This window comes from Pseudomonas frederiksbergensis (genome assembly GCF_003732705.1).
GTDB classification, from domain to species: Bacteria; Pseudomonadota; Gammaproteobacteria; order Pseudomonadales; family Pseudomonadaceae; genus Aquipseudomonas; species Aquipseudomonas frederiksbergensis_F.
In genome coordinates this window covers 270,318-283,970 of the sequence record NZ_MOBR01000015.1, presented here as the reverse complement: position 1 = coordinate 283,970, position 13,653 = coordinate 270,318, and the positions used below count along the sequence as shown (strand labels likewise).

Genomic DNA, 13,653 nt, shown 5'->3' with positions numbered 1-13,653 from the left:
GCCAAGGGATCGCCGTGGTCTGTCGGAAACTGACTACTTTGAACAAGGACGTAAGCAATGTCTCAAGCAAAATCCAGGGCCAGTGACGCCTACTCGACAGTCGATACCTTCAGCCACTTGTACGACCGTGGCGGCAGCGCGCTGATAAACGGCAAGCCATCGTTCACCGCCGATCAGGCAGCGGACCAGATCCTGCGCAAGGGCGCGTCCTGGCACGATCAGAATGCCGACGGCAAAATCGACCTCAGCTACACCTTCCTGACCTCGAAACCGGCGAACTACAACCCGGCCCTCGGCACGTTCAGCGAATTCAGCGCCCAGCAAAAGGCCCAAGCGGTGCTGGCGATGCAATCCTGGTCGGACGTGGCCAAAGTCACCTTCAGCGAAGGCGCTGGCGGCGACGGTCACATGACCTTCGGCAACTACAGCAACAATACCGGCGGCGCGGCGTTCGCCTATTTGCCCCAGGGCAGCCAGTACGACGGCCAGTCCTGGTACATGATCAACGACCAATACCAGGTCAACAAAACCCCGGACACCAACAATTACGGGCGTCAGACCCTGACCCACGAAATCGGCCACACACTCGGCCTGTCACACCCGGGTGTCTATAACGCCGGCAACGGCAACCCGACCTACAACGACGTGACCTACGCCCAGGACACCCGTGGCTACAGCCTCATGAGCTACTGGAGCGAAAGCAACACCCATCAGAATTTCAGCAAGGACGGCAGCGGCGCCTACGCCTCGGCCCCGTTGCTGGACGATATCGTGGCGGTGCAGAAACTCTACGGCGCCAACCTGGAAACCCGCGCCAGCGACACGGTCTACGGCTTCAACTCCAACGCCGAACGGGATTTCTACAGCGCTACCTCGACCGCGTCGAAAGTGGTGTTTTCGGTGTGGGACGGCGGTGGTAACGACACCTTGGACTTCTCCGGTTTCAGCCAGAACCAGAAGATCAACCTCACCCAAGGTTCGTTCTCCGACGTCGGTGGTCTGGTCGGCAACGTCTCCATCGCCCACGGCGTGACGCTGGAAAACGCCATCGGCGGTTCGGGCAATGACCTGCTGATCGGCAACGCCGTAGCGAACATCCTGGAAGGCGGGGCCGGCAACGACATCCTCTACGGTGCCGGTGGCGGTGATTCATTGTGGGGCGGGGCCGGGGCGGACACCTTTGTGTTTGGCGCCGCCAGCGACTCGACCATGACCGCGCCGGACTGGATCATGGATTTCACCAGCGGCCAGGACAAGATCGACCTGTCGGGCATTGCCCAATTTGCGTCGGGTGCTGCGGCGTTGAATTTTGTCAGTGGTTTTACCGGGCATGCGGGCGACGCGATCCTTACGTACTTTGCGCAGACCAATCAGACCAGTTTGATGGTGGATCTGACCGGGCATGGCGCGGTGGATTTTGCGGTGGGCACGGTGGGGCAGGCGGCGGTGTCGGATATCGTGGCTTGATCTGAAAAGGCTGCGATCTTTTGATTTTGTGGCGAGGGAGTTTGCTCCCGTTCGGCTGCGAAGCCGTCGTGAATGCGAAATTTGGGTTATACCTGACAGTCGTGGTCCAAGGTTTTGGGGCTGCTTCCCCGCCCAGCCCGTAGGAGCAAAGCTTGCTCGCGATGGCGTTACGTCGGGTATACCGCGTTTTCGTTCATCGCGAGCAAGCTTTGCTCCTACAGGTCCATCACCGTCATGAGGAACGTATTCCATGAAAAGCTCCGGTCCCAGCCCTGTCATCACCATCGCCGAGCAGCCCGGCTGTCTGCTGGTGAAGTTCCACGGCATCCAGGTGGCCGCGTCCTCCCGGGCGCTGGTGCTGCTTGAGGCCAACTATCCGCCGGTGTATTACGTCCCGCGCGAAGACATTGACGAAAAGTATTTTGCCCGCACCGATCACACCAGTTATTGCCCCTACAAGGGCGATGCCAGCTATTTCAGTTTGCAGGTTCCGGGGCATGAAGGCGCCAACGCGGTGTGGAGTTATGAAGACCCCAAGGTGTCTGTCGATCAGATTCGTAACTATGTAGCGTTCTATCCCGATCAGGTGAAGTTCGAGATTATCGAAAACTTTGAGTGACTGTGGCGAGGACTTTGGGCCGGTATTACAAGGCCAGGACGCCACAACCCCTGTGGGAGCGAGCTTGCTCGCGATGACGGTTTAACGCTCCGCGCATGTATCGCCTGCCAGTCCGCTATCGCGAGCAAGCTCGCTCCCACAGGTTTTACTGACATCAGGGCAAGCGTCCCTGCCTTAAGGCAGCTCAAATCATCGAAGCGCACCGACCAACGTCGATTCATCAATCTGCCCAATCGAAGTCACGCCGGTCAATGTCATCGCCACGCGCATTTCCTTGGCGAAAATATCCAGCATGTTTTCCACCCCACGCTGGCCATCGGCCGCCAATGCATAAGCCATGGAGCGCCCCAGCAATACGCCTTTGGCCCCCAGCGCCAACATGCGCACGACATCCAGCCCCGAGCGGATCCCCGAATCGACCAGCACCGTCAGATCGTTGCCGATGGCCTGCATGATCGGCGGCAATGCCTTGGTGGTGGACAACACGCCATCCAGCTGCCGCCCGCCGTGGTTTGACACGACGATGCCGTCCGCGCCAAAGCTCACAGCGTCCCGTGCATCCTGAGGGTCGAGAATGCCTTTGATGATCATCGGGCCTTTCCAGAACTCACGAATCCATTCCAGATCACTCCAACTGATCGACGGGTCGAAGTTATTGGCCAGCCAGCCCATGTAGTCTTCGAGGGTGACGGCTTTGCCCAGGTACGCGGAAATATTGCCCAGGTCATGCGGCCGGCCCATGACCCCGACGTTGAAGGCCCAGTCGGGTTTGGTCATCGCCTGGAGCATCCGCCGCGACGAGGCAAAAGGGCCGGACATGCCCGAATGAGCGTCCCTGTACCGCGCTCCGGGCGTCGGCATGTCCACGGTAAACACCAGATTCTTCACTCCGGCGGCCTTCGCCCGCTCCAGGGCATTTTTCATGAAGCCCCGGTCTTTCAAGACGTACAGCTGAAACCAGATCGATTGCTGGCTTTGCGCCGAGACTTCCTCGATCGAGCACACTGACACCGTCGAGAGGCACAGCGGGATACCTTTGTTTTGCGCCGCTTTGACCGCCTGCACTTCACCACGCCGGGCGAACATGCCCGTCAGGCCGACCGGCGCCAGAATGATCGGCATTGAAAGGGGTTGATCGAAGAGGGTGGTTTCCAGGCTCAGGGTTTCGACGTTTTTCAGGATGCGCTGACGCAGGCTGATGCCGCTCAGGTCGGCGCTGTTGGCCCGCAGCGTTTGCTCGGCGTAGGCGCCGCCATCAATGTAATCGAACAGGAATCGGGGAAGTTTGCGGCGTGCTGCCTCGCGGTAGTCGGATGCGGATGAAATGATCATGGGGCCTCGGTCTGTGGGATGGCGGGGCTGTAGGGTTGCGTCGAGCTTAACCTGTGGCGAGGGGGCTTGCCCCCTCGCCACAAGGTATTGCGGTGAACTCAGTTGGTATCCAGATCCACGTTTTTCGTCTCACGCAAACAGATCAACCCCACAATCAAACTCACCCCGGTAATCACCACCGGGTACCACAGCCCATAGAAGATGTCCCCGGTGTACACCACCAACGCAAACGACACCGTCGGCAGGAACCCGCCGAACCAGCCGTTGCCGATGTGGTAGGGCAGGGACATCGAGGTGTAGCGGATGCGCGTCGGGAACAGTTCAACCATCAGCGCCGCCAGCGGGCCGTAGCACATGGCGGAGATGATGATCAGCGCGACAATCAACGCGACGATCATCGGTTTGTTGATCGACTGGATATCTGCCTGTGACGGGTAGCCCGCCAGGGTCACCGCGCCGCGCAGGGCCGCTTCGTCGTAGCCGTCGATTTTCACGTCACCGACGCTGACCTGCACACCCGCGCCCGCTGGAGCGGCAGCGCTGGTATAAGGCAGGCCTTGCTTGACCAGGAAGGTCTTGACCTTGTCGCACGGGCTATCAAATTTCGCCTTGCCCACCGGGTCGAACTGGAAGGTGCAGGTGGCCGGGTCGGCCAGTACGGTGATCGGAGCCTGTTGGCTGGCCTGATCGACCGCCGGGTTGGCGTAATGGGCCAGGCTCTTGAAGATCGGGAAGTACAGCGCAGTGGCCAGCAACAGGCCGATCATCAGCACCGGTTTGCGCCCGACCTTGTCCGACAGCCAGCCGAAAAAGATGAAGAACGGTGCGCCAATAATCACGCTGACAATCAGCAGACTGTTGGCCAGCGCCGGGTCCATTTTCAGGAACTGGGTGAGGAAGAACAGCACGTAAAACTGCGCGGCATAGAACGTCACCGCTTGCCCGGCGTTGATGCTGAACAGGGCGATCAGCACCACTTTGAGGTTTTCCCATTTGCCGAAGGAATCGCGCAGCGGCTGCTTGCACAGCTTGCCTTCCTCTTTCATTTTCACGAAGGCCGGCGACTCGTGCAGGCTCAAGCGAATCCAGGTCGAGATGCCCAGCAGCACGATGGAAAACAGAAACGGAATGCGCCAGCCCCAGACTTCAAATTGATCGCCGGTGAAGTAGCGGCAACCGAGCACCACCAGCAACGACAGCAGCAGGCCAAGGGTGGCGGTGGATTGAATCCAACTGGTGTGGAAACCGCGTTTGCCCATCGGCGCATGTTCGGCCACGTAAGTCGCAGCGCCACCGTATTCGCCACCGAGGGCCAGGCCCTGAAGCATGCGCAGCACCACCAGGATGATCGGCGCGGCGATGCCGATGCTGGCGTAGGTTGGCAGCAACCCGACACAGAACGTCGCCAGACCCATGAGGATAATGGTCGCGAGAAACGTGTATTTACGCCCGATCATATCCCCCAACCGACCGAACACCAGCGCCCCGAACGGGCGCACGATGAAGCCTGCGGCAAACGCCATGAGCGCGAAGATAAACGCCGTGGTGTCGTTGACCCCGGCAAAAAACTGCTTGCTGATCACCGCCGCGAGGGCGCCGTAGAGGAAAAAGTCATACCACTCGAACACTGTGCCGAGTGACGACGCGAAGATGACTTTCTTGGTGCCGCTGCTGACGCCCGCGCTACGCGTGGCTTCCAGGGGCTGAACGTGTTCTGACATATCGGTATCCCTCACAGTGATTGTTTTTGTTGTTCCACTGTCGGCACCGGCCTTGTGGGCCAGTGCCGCGTTTATCCATAAAGCGGGGTGTACGTACCGCGAATCTTCCTGTGCCCCCATTCCCTGTAGGAGCAAGGCTTGCCCGCGAAGGCGTCCTTGAAATCCCCATCGAATCCTGCTCTTTGTAGGAGCGAAGCTTGCTCGCGAAGGCGTCCATGAAATCGCCATCGCGGGCAAGCCATGCTCCTACAGGTGTGTGATTCAGGCGTTACTCAGCAGTTCCTTCTGGGGGGCGAAGCTCCTTGTTTCAGGGTTCAGCATCAACTGCGCCGCCTTCTCGGCAATCATCAGCGTAGGCGAACAGGTGTTGCCCGAGGTAATCCGCGGCATGATCGACGCATCGGCGATGCGCAGCCCCGGAATGCCATGGACCTTCAGTTGTGCATCGACCACGGCTTCGGCGTCATGACCCATCCGGCAAGTACCCACCGGATGGAAAATCGTCGTACCAATCCGCGCTGCCGCTTCGTGCAATTCTTCCTCACTCTGCAAACTGTCCCCCGGCAAATATTCAACCGGTTTGAACGCCGCCAGCGCCGGCGCGGCAACGATGCGCCGGGTCAGGCGAATCGCATCCGCCGCCACCCGCAGATCCTCAGGATCACTCAGGTAATTAGGCTGAATCAGCGGCGCTTCCTGTGGATCGGCACTGCGAATCTCAATCCGTCCCCGACTCTGCGGCCGCAGATCACACACCGACGCCGTAAACGCAGGAAACCCATGCAACGGTTCGCCAAAACGCTCCAGCGACAGCGGCTGCACGTGATATTCAAGATTCGCCGAAGCCTGCTCCGGCCCCGAGCGGGCAAACGCACCCAACTGACTCGGCGCCATGGACAGCGGCCCGCTACGGTCATACAGGTAACGCAGGCCCATGCCCATCTTGCCCCACACACTGCCGGCGATCTGGTTCAGGGTGCGGGCGTTTTCCAGTTTGTAGATCAGCCGCAATTGCAGGTGATCCTGCAAATTGCCGCCCACCCCCGGCAGCTCATGCACCACGCCGATCCCCAGGCGTTGCAACAGCGGGCGCGGGCCAATCCCGGAGCGCTGCAAAATGCTCGGCGAACCAACGGAACCGGCGCACAGGACGATTTCCTTGCGCGCCTTGAAGGTTTTCGCCTGACCCTGCCAGCGAGTGATCACCGCCGAAGCACGCCCGTTTTCCAGCAGCACGCGGTCCACTTCAACCTCGGTTAAAACCGTGAGATTGACGCGATGTCGGATCGGTTTGAGAAAGGCCTTGGCCGCGTTCCAGCGAATCCCGGCCTTCTGATTGACCTGAAAGTAGCCGCAGCCTTCGTTATTACCCTGGTTGAAGTCATCGATGCTGGCGATGCCGCTTTGCTCGGCAGCGCTGCGGAACGCATCCAGAATCGGCCACGACAGTCGTTGGCGCTCGACTCGCCATTCCCCGGCGGCGCCGTGAAATTCCGAGTCGCCGGCAAAATGGTTTTCGCTTTGTTTGAATAACGGAAAAACGTCCTTCCAGGACCAACCCGGATTGCCATCAGCGGCCCAGCCATCGTAATCCCCAGCCTGTCCGCGCATGTAAATCATGCCGTTGATCGAGGAGCAACCGCCGAGCACTTTGCCTCGTGGGTAGCTCAGGGCGCGACCTTGCAGGCCCGGTTGCGCTTCGGTCTTGAAGCACCAATCGGTGCGCGGGTTGCCGATGCAGAACAGGTAACCCACCGGAATATGAATCCACGGGTAGTTATCGCGCCCGCCCGCTTCCAGCAGCAGCACCCGGTGTTGCGGGTTGGCCGACAACCGATTAGCCAGCAAACACCCGGCCGGCCCGGCGCCGACCACGATGTAATCGTATTCATCAAGGGGAGCCTGCATCCCTGACCTCTCATTGTTTTTGTTGTTGAGGTTCATCCTAGTTGTTAGCTTTCGTATAAAGAATGTTAGTTTTTGCGCAGCCGCTGTGCGTTTTCAGACAGCGTAGCCCTAAGGAAGCCTGATGTTCGACTGGAATGACCTGCGGTTTTTTCTCGAATTACAGCGCAGCGGCCGCTTGCTCACCGCCGCCCGCCGCTTGAACACCACCCACGCCACCGTGGCCCGGCACATCGAGGCGATTGAAAAGAGCCTCGGCACCGCGCTGTTCGTCCAGCATGCCCAGGGGTATCAGCTAACCCCGGCCGGCGAGGCGCTGCTCAAACACGCCGAAGCCATGGAGAATGTGGCGCTGCTGGCCCAGGAAGAAATCACCCAATCCACCGCGCCGCTCGGCAAAATCCGCGTCGGCGTCACCGAAGGGCTGGGCATCATGTTCCTCGCCAGCCGCATGAACGGCCTGTTCGAACGCTACCCCGGCCTGGAAGTGGAACTGGTCGCCGTGCCGCGCTTCGTCAGCATCCTCAACCGCGAAGCCGAAATCAGCATCCACCTCGAACGCCCGGCCGCCGACATGCTGGTCACGCGCAAACTCACCGACTATCGCCTGGCGCTCTACGCCAGCCAGGCCTACCTCGACAAAGCGCCACCACTCAACAGCCGCGAAGACCTCGGCCGCCATGCGTGGATCGGTTATGTCGATGATTTGCTGTTCAGCCAGGAACTGATGTTCCTCAACAGTTTCTGCCGCAACCCCCAAGTCGTGTTCCACAGCACCAGCGTCATCGCCCAGCAACAAGCGGCGCGCTCGGGGCTGGGGATTGCGGTGCTGCCGTGCTACATGGCCAGTGCTGATCCGGAACTGGTGCCGTTGTTTGCGGATGAGAGCATTCAGCGCAGCTACTGGATCAGCACGCGGCGGGAGTTGCACAAGTCGGTGCGGTTGCGGGTGTTGTGGGATTACGTGGTGGAGTTGTGTGAGCGCGAACAAAGCCTGCTGCTAGGCCCCGATCTACTGTAGGAGCTGTCGAGAGAAACGAGGCTGCGATCTGTTGATCTTGACCTCGCTCTTCATCTCTTCATCTCTTCATCGGTCTCTCGGCCACCCACACCTCAGAACGCGCCAACACTCTTCGGCACGGGACTGAAGGCCATCGTCACCTTGTTGTTGGGATCGGGTTGCCACTTGACGTCGGTCGGGTCGTTCTCATTGCGCACGATACACTTCCACTCCACCTCATCACCGGGGTTCGCGCCTTGGAAATTTACCGTGCCGGCCCATGTAGGGTAGGCACCAGGGGCGAGTTTTGCGGCTTTTGCCGGATCCCAATTCCCTAACTCTGGACTGGCGCCAGCCACATACACACTGTAGCCGGGCGTCGTGATGCCGTTGTTGCATTGAAAATCCACTTTGAGCAAGTACGTAAACTGGGCACCCGGGGCATCGCGCAACACGGGTAGCATCGCCAACAAGAAAACGCCCAGCGGCAATAAGTAACGATGGCGGGACATGATGAACACCTCAATTCACTCCAGTGGGTTCAGCTTACCCCCGGCCAAATTGAACGTGACCTGTCATAAATGACAGTTTTTTAGAACGCTTGGCGATAGTTTTAATGGTTGCTTATGAACTTGTTCGCGCTGGACGGTGCTGCTGTCCTGGCCTTCAATTCGGAGGGTAAAACAAGGAGCGTCCATCGACACTCCGTCGTGAACAAAGGAGCTTGCAGCAATGACCGATGAGACAAAAACCAAAGGCCCGGCATCGTATTTCCCCTCAATTGAAAAAAAGTACGGCCAACCCATCGACCACTGGCTGGGACTACTGGGAACGGTGAGCGACAAAAAGCATATGGAAATGGTGGCGTGGTTGAAGGCTGAGCATGGCATGGGGCACGGCCATGCGAATGCGTTGGTGGCGCATTATTTGGCGGGCGCTAAATCGTGAATTCTATTTAAGCGGCATGCCGTTAGATGGATGCCGGATGTGCCGACGTCTTCGCGAGCAAGCCCGCTCCCACATGGGGCTGGTGTTGTTCGCAGGATTTGTGGTTGGCGCAGGTCCCTGTAGGAGCGAGGCTTGCCCGCGAAAGCGGCGTGTCAGTCGACATCATCGTCATTGACATACCGCCTTCGCGGGCAAGCCTCGCTCCTACAGTTGGTTGGTGTTGATCGCGGGATTTGTGGCCGGCGCAGATCCCTGTAGGAGCGAGGCTTGCCCGCGAAAGCGGCGTGTCAGTCGACATCATCGTCATTGACATACCGCCTTCGCGGGCAAGCCTTGCTCCTACAGTTGGATTGGTGTTGTTCGCAGGATTTGTGGCCGCCACCGGCCCCTGTGGGAGCGAGCTTGCTCGCGATGGCGCCAGATCTGACACCGCATAAACATGTTTAACGACGGCTGTTTAAAGACACTCGGTGTTACGTCATAAGCGGCTACAACGCCTTGCGCCGTTGCCTACGCGTGCGCCAGAATCCGCCGGCTTGTGCGGCTGAGGGGTGGGCTATATCGTTTCCGGGTCACTGCAAAACAGTGATCGGGTTTGGTAGCCCGCCTCGAAACCGTCGCATGGCGACACCTTATGCAGTCTCTTTTTGGGGACTCAGCTTTATATGGTGGGCATGCGTGGGGCTCCTTGTGAGCGCCGGGTTTCCCGTTTCGACCGGTCTACCAACCCACGTATGGCCGCCACCCTTCGTTTGGTAGCGAGGGTGATGGCTCCTTAATTTTCGAAACCGGAGCTTCATCTATGTTCAAAGTAACGCCCAACCCCCCAGATACTGATCCAGTACCCTACGACGCCTCTTTTGATCTTGACCCCAAGAAAATGAAAGCGGCGACAGACCGCGCACTCGATTTCTACCTCAAGCCCGGGGCGACGAAAACGCAGATACCGCCCCGCACATCCGGCACCTTCCTCACCATCGACGCAGCGGTGGATGACGAAACGTTGCTGGTCGAGGCCTACGAGTCGCTGTCATCGTCCCGCAAAATGGTCAACGACCTCGCCGAACTGGAAGACAACCCGCGACGCCATACGATGCTGGTGTTGCATCGGTCGCTCCTGATCGGTGAGCTGGCGCTCAATCGCGTACTGGATAACCACAAGCCTGGGTAGCAGCCAGGCACATCCCCTGTAGGAGCAAAGCTTGCTCGCGAAGGCGTCAGGTCTGACACACCGCGTCATAGTTGTTTGCGGGCAAGCCTTGCTCCTGCAGGGGAAATCTGAAATCCATCTGGCCGACTTCTCCACCTCAAGGAGGCAATGCAAAGTCTGAACTTCGACGAATCTAGGATGAAAGTTGCGTTTCACTCATTCAATGAAAACCCTAGCGTATTAGCTATCGAGTCTTTTGCTAAGCCTGTCGGCCGCCAGGTCTCGGTATGAGGCATAGATAGGCATTTTAGTGATGGATCTATTAGTGCTAGTTTTTCAATGTAATGTACGTCTATGACGTTAACCGAGATAAGTAGTTCGAGTAAGTTTGTGCCTTTATTTTCTACATATTTTTTGTCGTCCTCGTCAAATCGCAAAATCAGTGTTTTGATAGATTTTCTAAGTTTATGTTCCTCTCCAGATATTCCTGCGATGCTTGATAAGGCATATTCTTTGGAGATGGCTGCGTGCAATCCTGATGGGCAAAAACAAAGCAGAGAAGCATAGTAGCCTCTTTCCGCTGTGCGACCGGATAGAGCTATTTCGGCAAGCGATAGTTCCTCTCGCAAGCCTTTTATGCGATGAGAGTACTCACCTTCTTTTTCATATTTTTCCACGGCGTCAGCAACATCGCCTATGGTGGTTGAATCCGATTCGCTTAAAAGATCCTCACCCTTGTCGATTAGGATTCTTCCGTAGATATAAATGGCCTGAGCAAGCCTTAAATTCCAAAATGACCAAACAATGCTCAACGTCCTTAGTCCAAATCTATTTTTTGCTGAGCAAATATTTTTTATTAGTTTAATGTCCCAGCTTGGAAACAAGTCGCTAGAGCGAACCTCATTGTCAGGGATAAAGGACGGGCGCACAAACGAGCACGGAACAACTAGGCAAAAATCTTTTATACGTTCAATGAATATGGTTGAAAATACTCTTTCAGTCGCCAGTTCGTTAGCAAAAGATACCAGCTCTTCAGTAGCAGTTTCTGCTGCCTTAATATTGCCAGCTGGATAATGCATAGTGGTCGGTATGCCATTTATTCGAGACGAGCCTTCTCTATTAACAACGTGATCTTTACTATACTCGGAAAATGGGAGTACTAATGTTGTTGCAATTCTAGAGAAACTTTTAGGGAGCCAGCGGAAGGCCAGCATCCATCCATCTGAAGACGCAGTCGCGATTAAATTACGTTCGATATCTTCGTTGTCAAATATCTGACATTTGAATGTCGGATTATTTTCTTTGGTTTGCCTTAACTTTGCCTCTAAACCAGACGAAGGTTCGGGGTTGTAGAATCCGATAAACTGCTGGCATCCCCACTGTTGCATATCTCCAAGGGGTGCTTTTTCATCGTCACGTGGAATGGAACCTTTAGAGTAGTTTTTGCAACTTACAAGCCAGCGCTCATTGCCTACTCGAATAACAATATCTGCGCCGCCATCAGGTCCGCGGCCAACCGTTTTTTCGACTACTGCACCATAAATAGCAATAAAGAAGTCTTTTGCAAATTTCTCAAAGGCACTGACATCTGAGGATGGAGATTTAGATGGAGGGATTTCTGAAAAATCTAATAACGCCATTTTTATTTCCAAAAAATAAAGTCTTTTGTACTGGCCGGATGCTATATGCCAGAAGCTGGACATGCAACCAGTCTGTTCGAGCATACAGCCTTCGTCGGCTTCGTATCATTGAAGAAGCGAGTGGGAGCAGTCTTGGATTCAGGGCATGTCACGACCCACCAATTGGAATCGTAGCGGTCCTTTGTGACCTGTCTTCGATGCATTTTTCCTGAAGGTGGATTTGAAGGACGCTGCGATTTTCTCAAGGGGACTTGGAGGTCAGTATTGACCAGTCAGCGGCAGACCGCGCACCCAACTACTACCTCAACCCCGGGGCGACGAAAACGCAGATACCGCCCCGCAGTTGCGGCACCTTCTTCACCATCGACGCAGCGGTGGATGACGAAACGTTGCTGGTCGAGGTCTACGAATCGTTATCAACGGCCCGCAAGATGGTCAACGATCTCGTAGAGCTCACGGACGGCCCGCGACGCCATACGATGCTGGTGTTGCATCGGTCGCTCGTGATGGGAGAGTTAGCGGTCAATCGGATACTGGATAACCACAAGCCCGGCTAATCACCCGGCCCTGTAGGAGCGAAGCTTGCTAGCGATGGCGTCAGGCCTGACACACCGCGTTATCGTTCATCGCGAGCAAGCTTTGCTCCTACAGTGACGGCGTCAGGCCTGACACACTGCGTTATCGTTCTTCGCGGGCAAGCATCGCTCCTACGTTTGTCAATGTAGGAGTTGCCGAAGGCAGCACCTACGGGGATCGTATTTCAGGGGAGTATTTCAAATGAGGTACTGGCCAGCCGTTCGCCATTCACCATGATGTGCACGGCATGCTCGCCCGCGTAATGCCGGCGTGTGGTGAGCTCCTTGATCTGCTGCCCACGGCTGACCAATTCGCTGGCATGGCCGGGCAACGTCAATGCCTTGAGCTTGAACACTTTCGCGGAAGTGCTGCCGTTGGCTTTGACGTAATCAATCGCATAGTCGATCACCAGCCGCTGACTGTCCGGGACTGTGGATTTCACAGTAAAAGAGAGCGTGATTTTCTCCCCCAGCCAAATAACCTTCGGTTCCACTTTCACATCGATGATCTCCACCTCAGGCTTCCCGCCAGCCCCAATCACCGCCAACGCCCGCTGATTCCCCTGTTTGATCAAACTGCGCAACGCATGTTTGGCAATCCACGCGGTGTGCTTGTTCTCCAGCGCCCAACCTTCAATCAAGTCCAGCACCCACTCCGGATGATCCTTGGTGATGTCATTGAGATGGTTAGCCACGGATTTGCGCACGTACAGGCTTTCATCAGCCTTGAGGTTATCCAGAATCTTTGCGGCCAGTGTCGGATCAGCCTGAATCGGTTCCAGGCGAAACGACCACGGCAAACGTGGGCGGCTGCCTTCGCTGGCCAGACGCCGGACGTGTTCGCTGTCATCCAGCGACCACACCTGCATCAGCGCCAGTGACCGCTCAAGATCGCTGCGCAGAAAATGCCTGATCGCGAATTCAGAGGAGCCGAATGAGGTGAAAAACTTGAGCGCTTCCATCGACTGCTCAAAGTCATGGGCGCCATACATCGCCACGTAATTCGGCAGCGAGATGCTGACAAACCCGCTGTTCAGACGCGGGGCGAGGGCGCGCAGTACGTCGAGGGATTCTTCATACCCCAGCGGCAACACCGCATGCAGGCACTCACTGACCCGCGCCATGCGCTGCATGATCGACAGTTCGGCCAAGCCATCATTGGCCATTTTGAGAAAGGCTTTGGCATTGAACGCCGGGTAAACCGCCGTCATCTCTTTCGCGATGTGCTTGAGGCGCTCGGCGTTGAAGATTTCCTTCAGCGCCGGGGCAGAGGTTTCAGCGGCAGTCATGGGCGAA

12 protein-coding genes are annotated in these 13,653 nt (G+C 56.9%); 6 read left to right on the top strand and 6 right to left on the bottom strand.

Translation table 11 applies throughout. The features are described from left to right. Window positions 1-57 precede the first annotated feature (57 nt). Window positions 58-1,467, top strand: coding sequence for a serralysin family metalloprotease (locus tag BK667_RS17405; RefSeq protein ID WP_123598385.1), 1,410 nt, complete (start codon window positions 58-60; stop codon window positions 1,465-1,467). 250 nt (window positions 1,468-1,717) lie between these two features. Continuing rightward, the gene (locus BK667_RS17400; protein WP_123598384.1) at window positions 1,718-2,086 is read left to right on the top strand and encodes a DUF427 domain-containing protein; all 369 of its coding nucleotides are present in this window, start codon (window positions 1,718-1,720) and stop codon (window positions 2,084-2,086) included. A gap of 189 nt (window positions 2,087-2,275) precedes the next feature. Here BK667_RS17400 and lldD read toward each other — a convergent pair whose 3' ends face one another. From lldD to BK667_RS17380, 3 genes are all read right to left on the bottom strand, one after another. Next, complete coding sequence (lldD, locus tag BK667_RS17390; RefSeq protein ID WP_123598383.1) at window positions 2,276-3,418, bottom strand: FMN-dependent L-lactate dehydrogenase LldD; 1,143 nt, start codon at window positions 3,416-3,418, stop codon at window positions 2,276-2,278. 98 nt (window positions 3,419-3,516) lie between these two features. Then, window positions 3,517-5,139 carry an MFS transporter gene (locus tag BK667_RS17385; RefSeq protein WP_123598382.1) on the bottom strand — a complete coding sequence of 541 codons (1,623 nt, stop codon included), beginning with the start codon at window positions 5,137-5,139 and terminating at the stop codon, window positions 3,517-3,519. Window positions 5,140-5,400: 261 nt separating this feature from the next. Then, window positions 5,401-7,047 (bottom strand): GMC family oxidoreductase, encoded by a 1,647-nt coding sequence (locus BK667_RS17380; protein ID WP_123598381.1) that lies wholly within the window; start codon window positions 7,045-7,047, stop codon window positions 5,401-5,403. 121 nt (window positions 7,048-7,168) lie between these two features. Here BK667_RS17380 and BK667_RS17375 point away from each other — a divergent pair, with 121 nt between their 5' ends. Continuing rightward, on the top strand, window positions 7,169-8,065 hold the full coding sequence (locus BK667_RS17375) for a LysR family transcriptional regulator (RefSeq protein WP_123598380.1): 897 nt from the start codon (window positions 7,169-7,171) through the stop codon (window positions 8,063-8,065). A 92-nt stretch (window positions 8,066-8,157) separates the two neighbouring features. On the opposite strand, the gene BK667_RS17370 is transcribed toward BK667_RS17375, so the two are convergent. Beyond that, on the bottom strand, window positions 8,158-8,556 hold the full coding sequence (locus BK667_RS17370; protein WP_185058232.1) for a carbohydrate-binding module family 20 domain-containing protein: 399 nt from the start codon (window positions 8,554-8,556) through the stop codon (window positions 8,158-8,160). A 220-nt stretch (window positions 8,557-8,776) separates the two neighbouring features. Here BK667_RS17370 and BK667_RS17365 point away from each other — a divergent pair, with 220 nt between their 5' ends. After that, window positions 8,777-8,992: a DUF4287 domain-containing protein gene (locus tag BK667_RS17365; RefSeq protein WP_123598378.1), complete on the top strand. Its 216-nt coding sequence runs from the start codon at window positions 8,777-8,779 to the stop codon at window positions 8,990-8,992. Between the two features lie 802 nt (window positions 8,993-9,794). After that, entirely contained in the window at window positions 9,795-10,163 is a 369-nt protein-coding gene (locus BK667_RS17360) for a DUF6124 family protein (protein ID WP_123598377.1), read from the top strand. A 191-nt stretch (window positions 10,164-10,354) separates the two neighbouring features. Here BK667_RS17360 and BK667_RS17355 read toward each other — a convergent pair whose 3' ends face one another. Beyond that, a complete protein-coding gene (locus BK667_RS17355) occupies window positions 10,355-11,845 on the bottom strand; it encodes a restriction endonuclease (protein ID WP_185058231.1) in 1,491 nt (496 codons plus the stop codon). A gap of 188 nt (window positions 11,846-12,033) precedes the next feature. Between BK667_RS17355 and BK667_RS17350 the strand changes: the two genes are divergently transcribed. After that, window positions 12,034-12,339 carry a DUF6124 family protein gene (locus tag BK667_RS17350; protein ID WP_259698060.1) on the top strand — a complete coding sequence of 102 codons (306 nt, stop codon included), beginning with the start codon at window positions 12,034-12,036 and terminating at the stop codon, window positions 12,337-12,339. Window positions 12,340-12,542: 203 nt separating this feature from the next. Here BK667_RS17350 and BK667_RS17345 read toward each other — a convergent pair whose 3' ends face one another. Beyond that, entirely contained in the window at window positions 12,543-13,646 is a 1,104-nt protein-coding gene (locus BK667_RS17345; RefSeq protein WP_123598375.1) for a DNA alkylation repair protein, read from the bottom strand. Window positions 13,647-13,653: the final 7 nt, after the last annotated feature.

Bases quoted from the DNA above. Each gene is read 5' to 3' on its own strand.
- BK667_RS17405 (WP_123598385.1), top strand. From the start codon at position 58: ATGTCTCAAGCAAAATCCAGGGCCAGTGACGCCTACTCGACAGTCGAT.
- BK667_RS17400 (WP_123598384.1), top strand. From the start codon at position 1,718: ATGAAAAGCTCCGGTCCCAGCCCTGTCATCACCATCGCCGAGCAGCCC.
- lldD (WP_123598383.1), bottom strand. From the start codon at position 3,418: ATGATCATTTCATCCGCATCCGACTACCGCGAGGCAGCACGCCGCAAA.
- BK667_RS17385 (WP_123598382.1), bottom strand. From the start codon at position 5,139: ATGTCAGAACACGTTCAGCCCCTGGAAGCCACGCGTAGCGCGGGCGTC.
- BK667_RS17380 (WP_123598381.1), bottom strand. From the start codon at position 7,047: ATGCAGGCTCCCCTTGATGAATACGATTACATCGTGGTCGGCGCCGGG.
- BK667_RS17375 (WP_123598380.1), top strand. From the start codon at position 7,169: ATGTTCGACTGGAATGACCTGCGGTTTTTTCTCGAATTACAGCGCAGC.
- BK667_RS17370 (WP_185058232.1), bottom strand. From the start codon at position 8,556: ATGTCCCGCCATCGTTACTTATTGCCGCTGGGCGTTTTCTTGTTGGCG.
- BK667_RS17365 (WP_123598378.1), top strand. From the start codon at position 8,777: ATGACCGATGAGACAAAAACCAAAGGCCCGGCATCGTATTTCCCCTCA.
- BK667_RS17360 (WP_123598377.1), top strand. From the start codon at position 9,795: ATGTTCAAAGTAACGCCCAACCCCCCAGATACTGATCCAGTACCCTAC.
- BK667_RS17355 (WP_185058231.1), bottom strand. From the start codon at position 11,845: ATGTCCAGCTTCTGGCATATAGCATCCGGCCAGTACAAAAGACTTTAT.
- BK667_RS17345 (WP_123598375.1), bottom strand. From the start codon at position 13,646: ATGACTGCCGCTGAAACCTCTGCCCCGGCGCTGAAGGAAATCTTCAAC.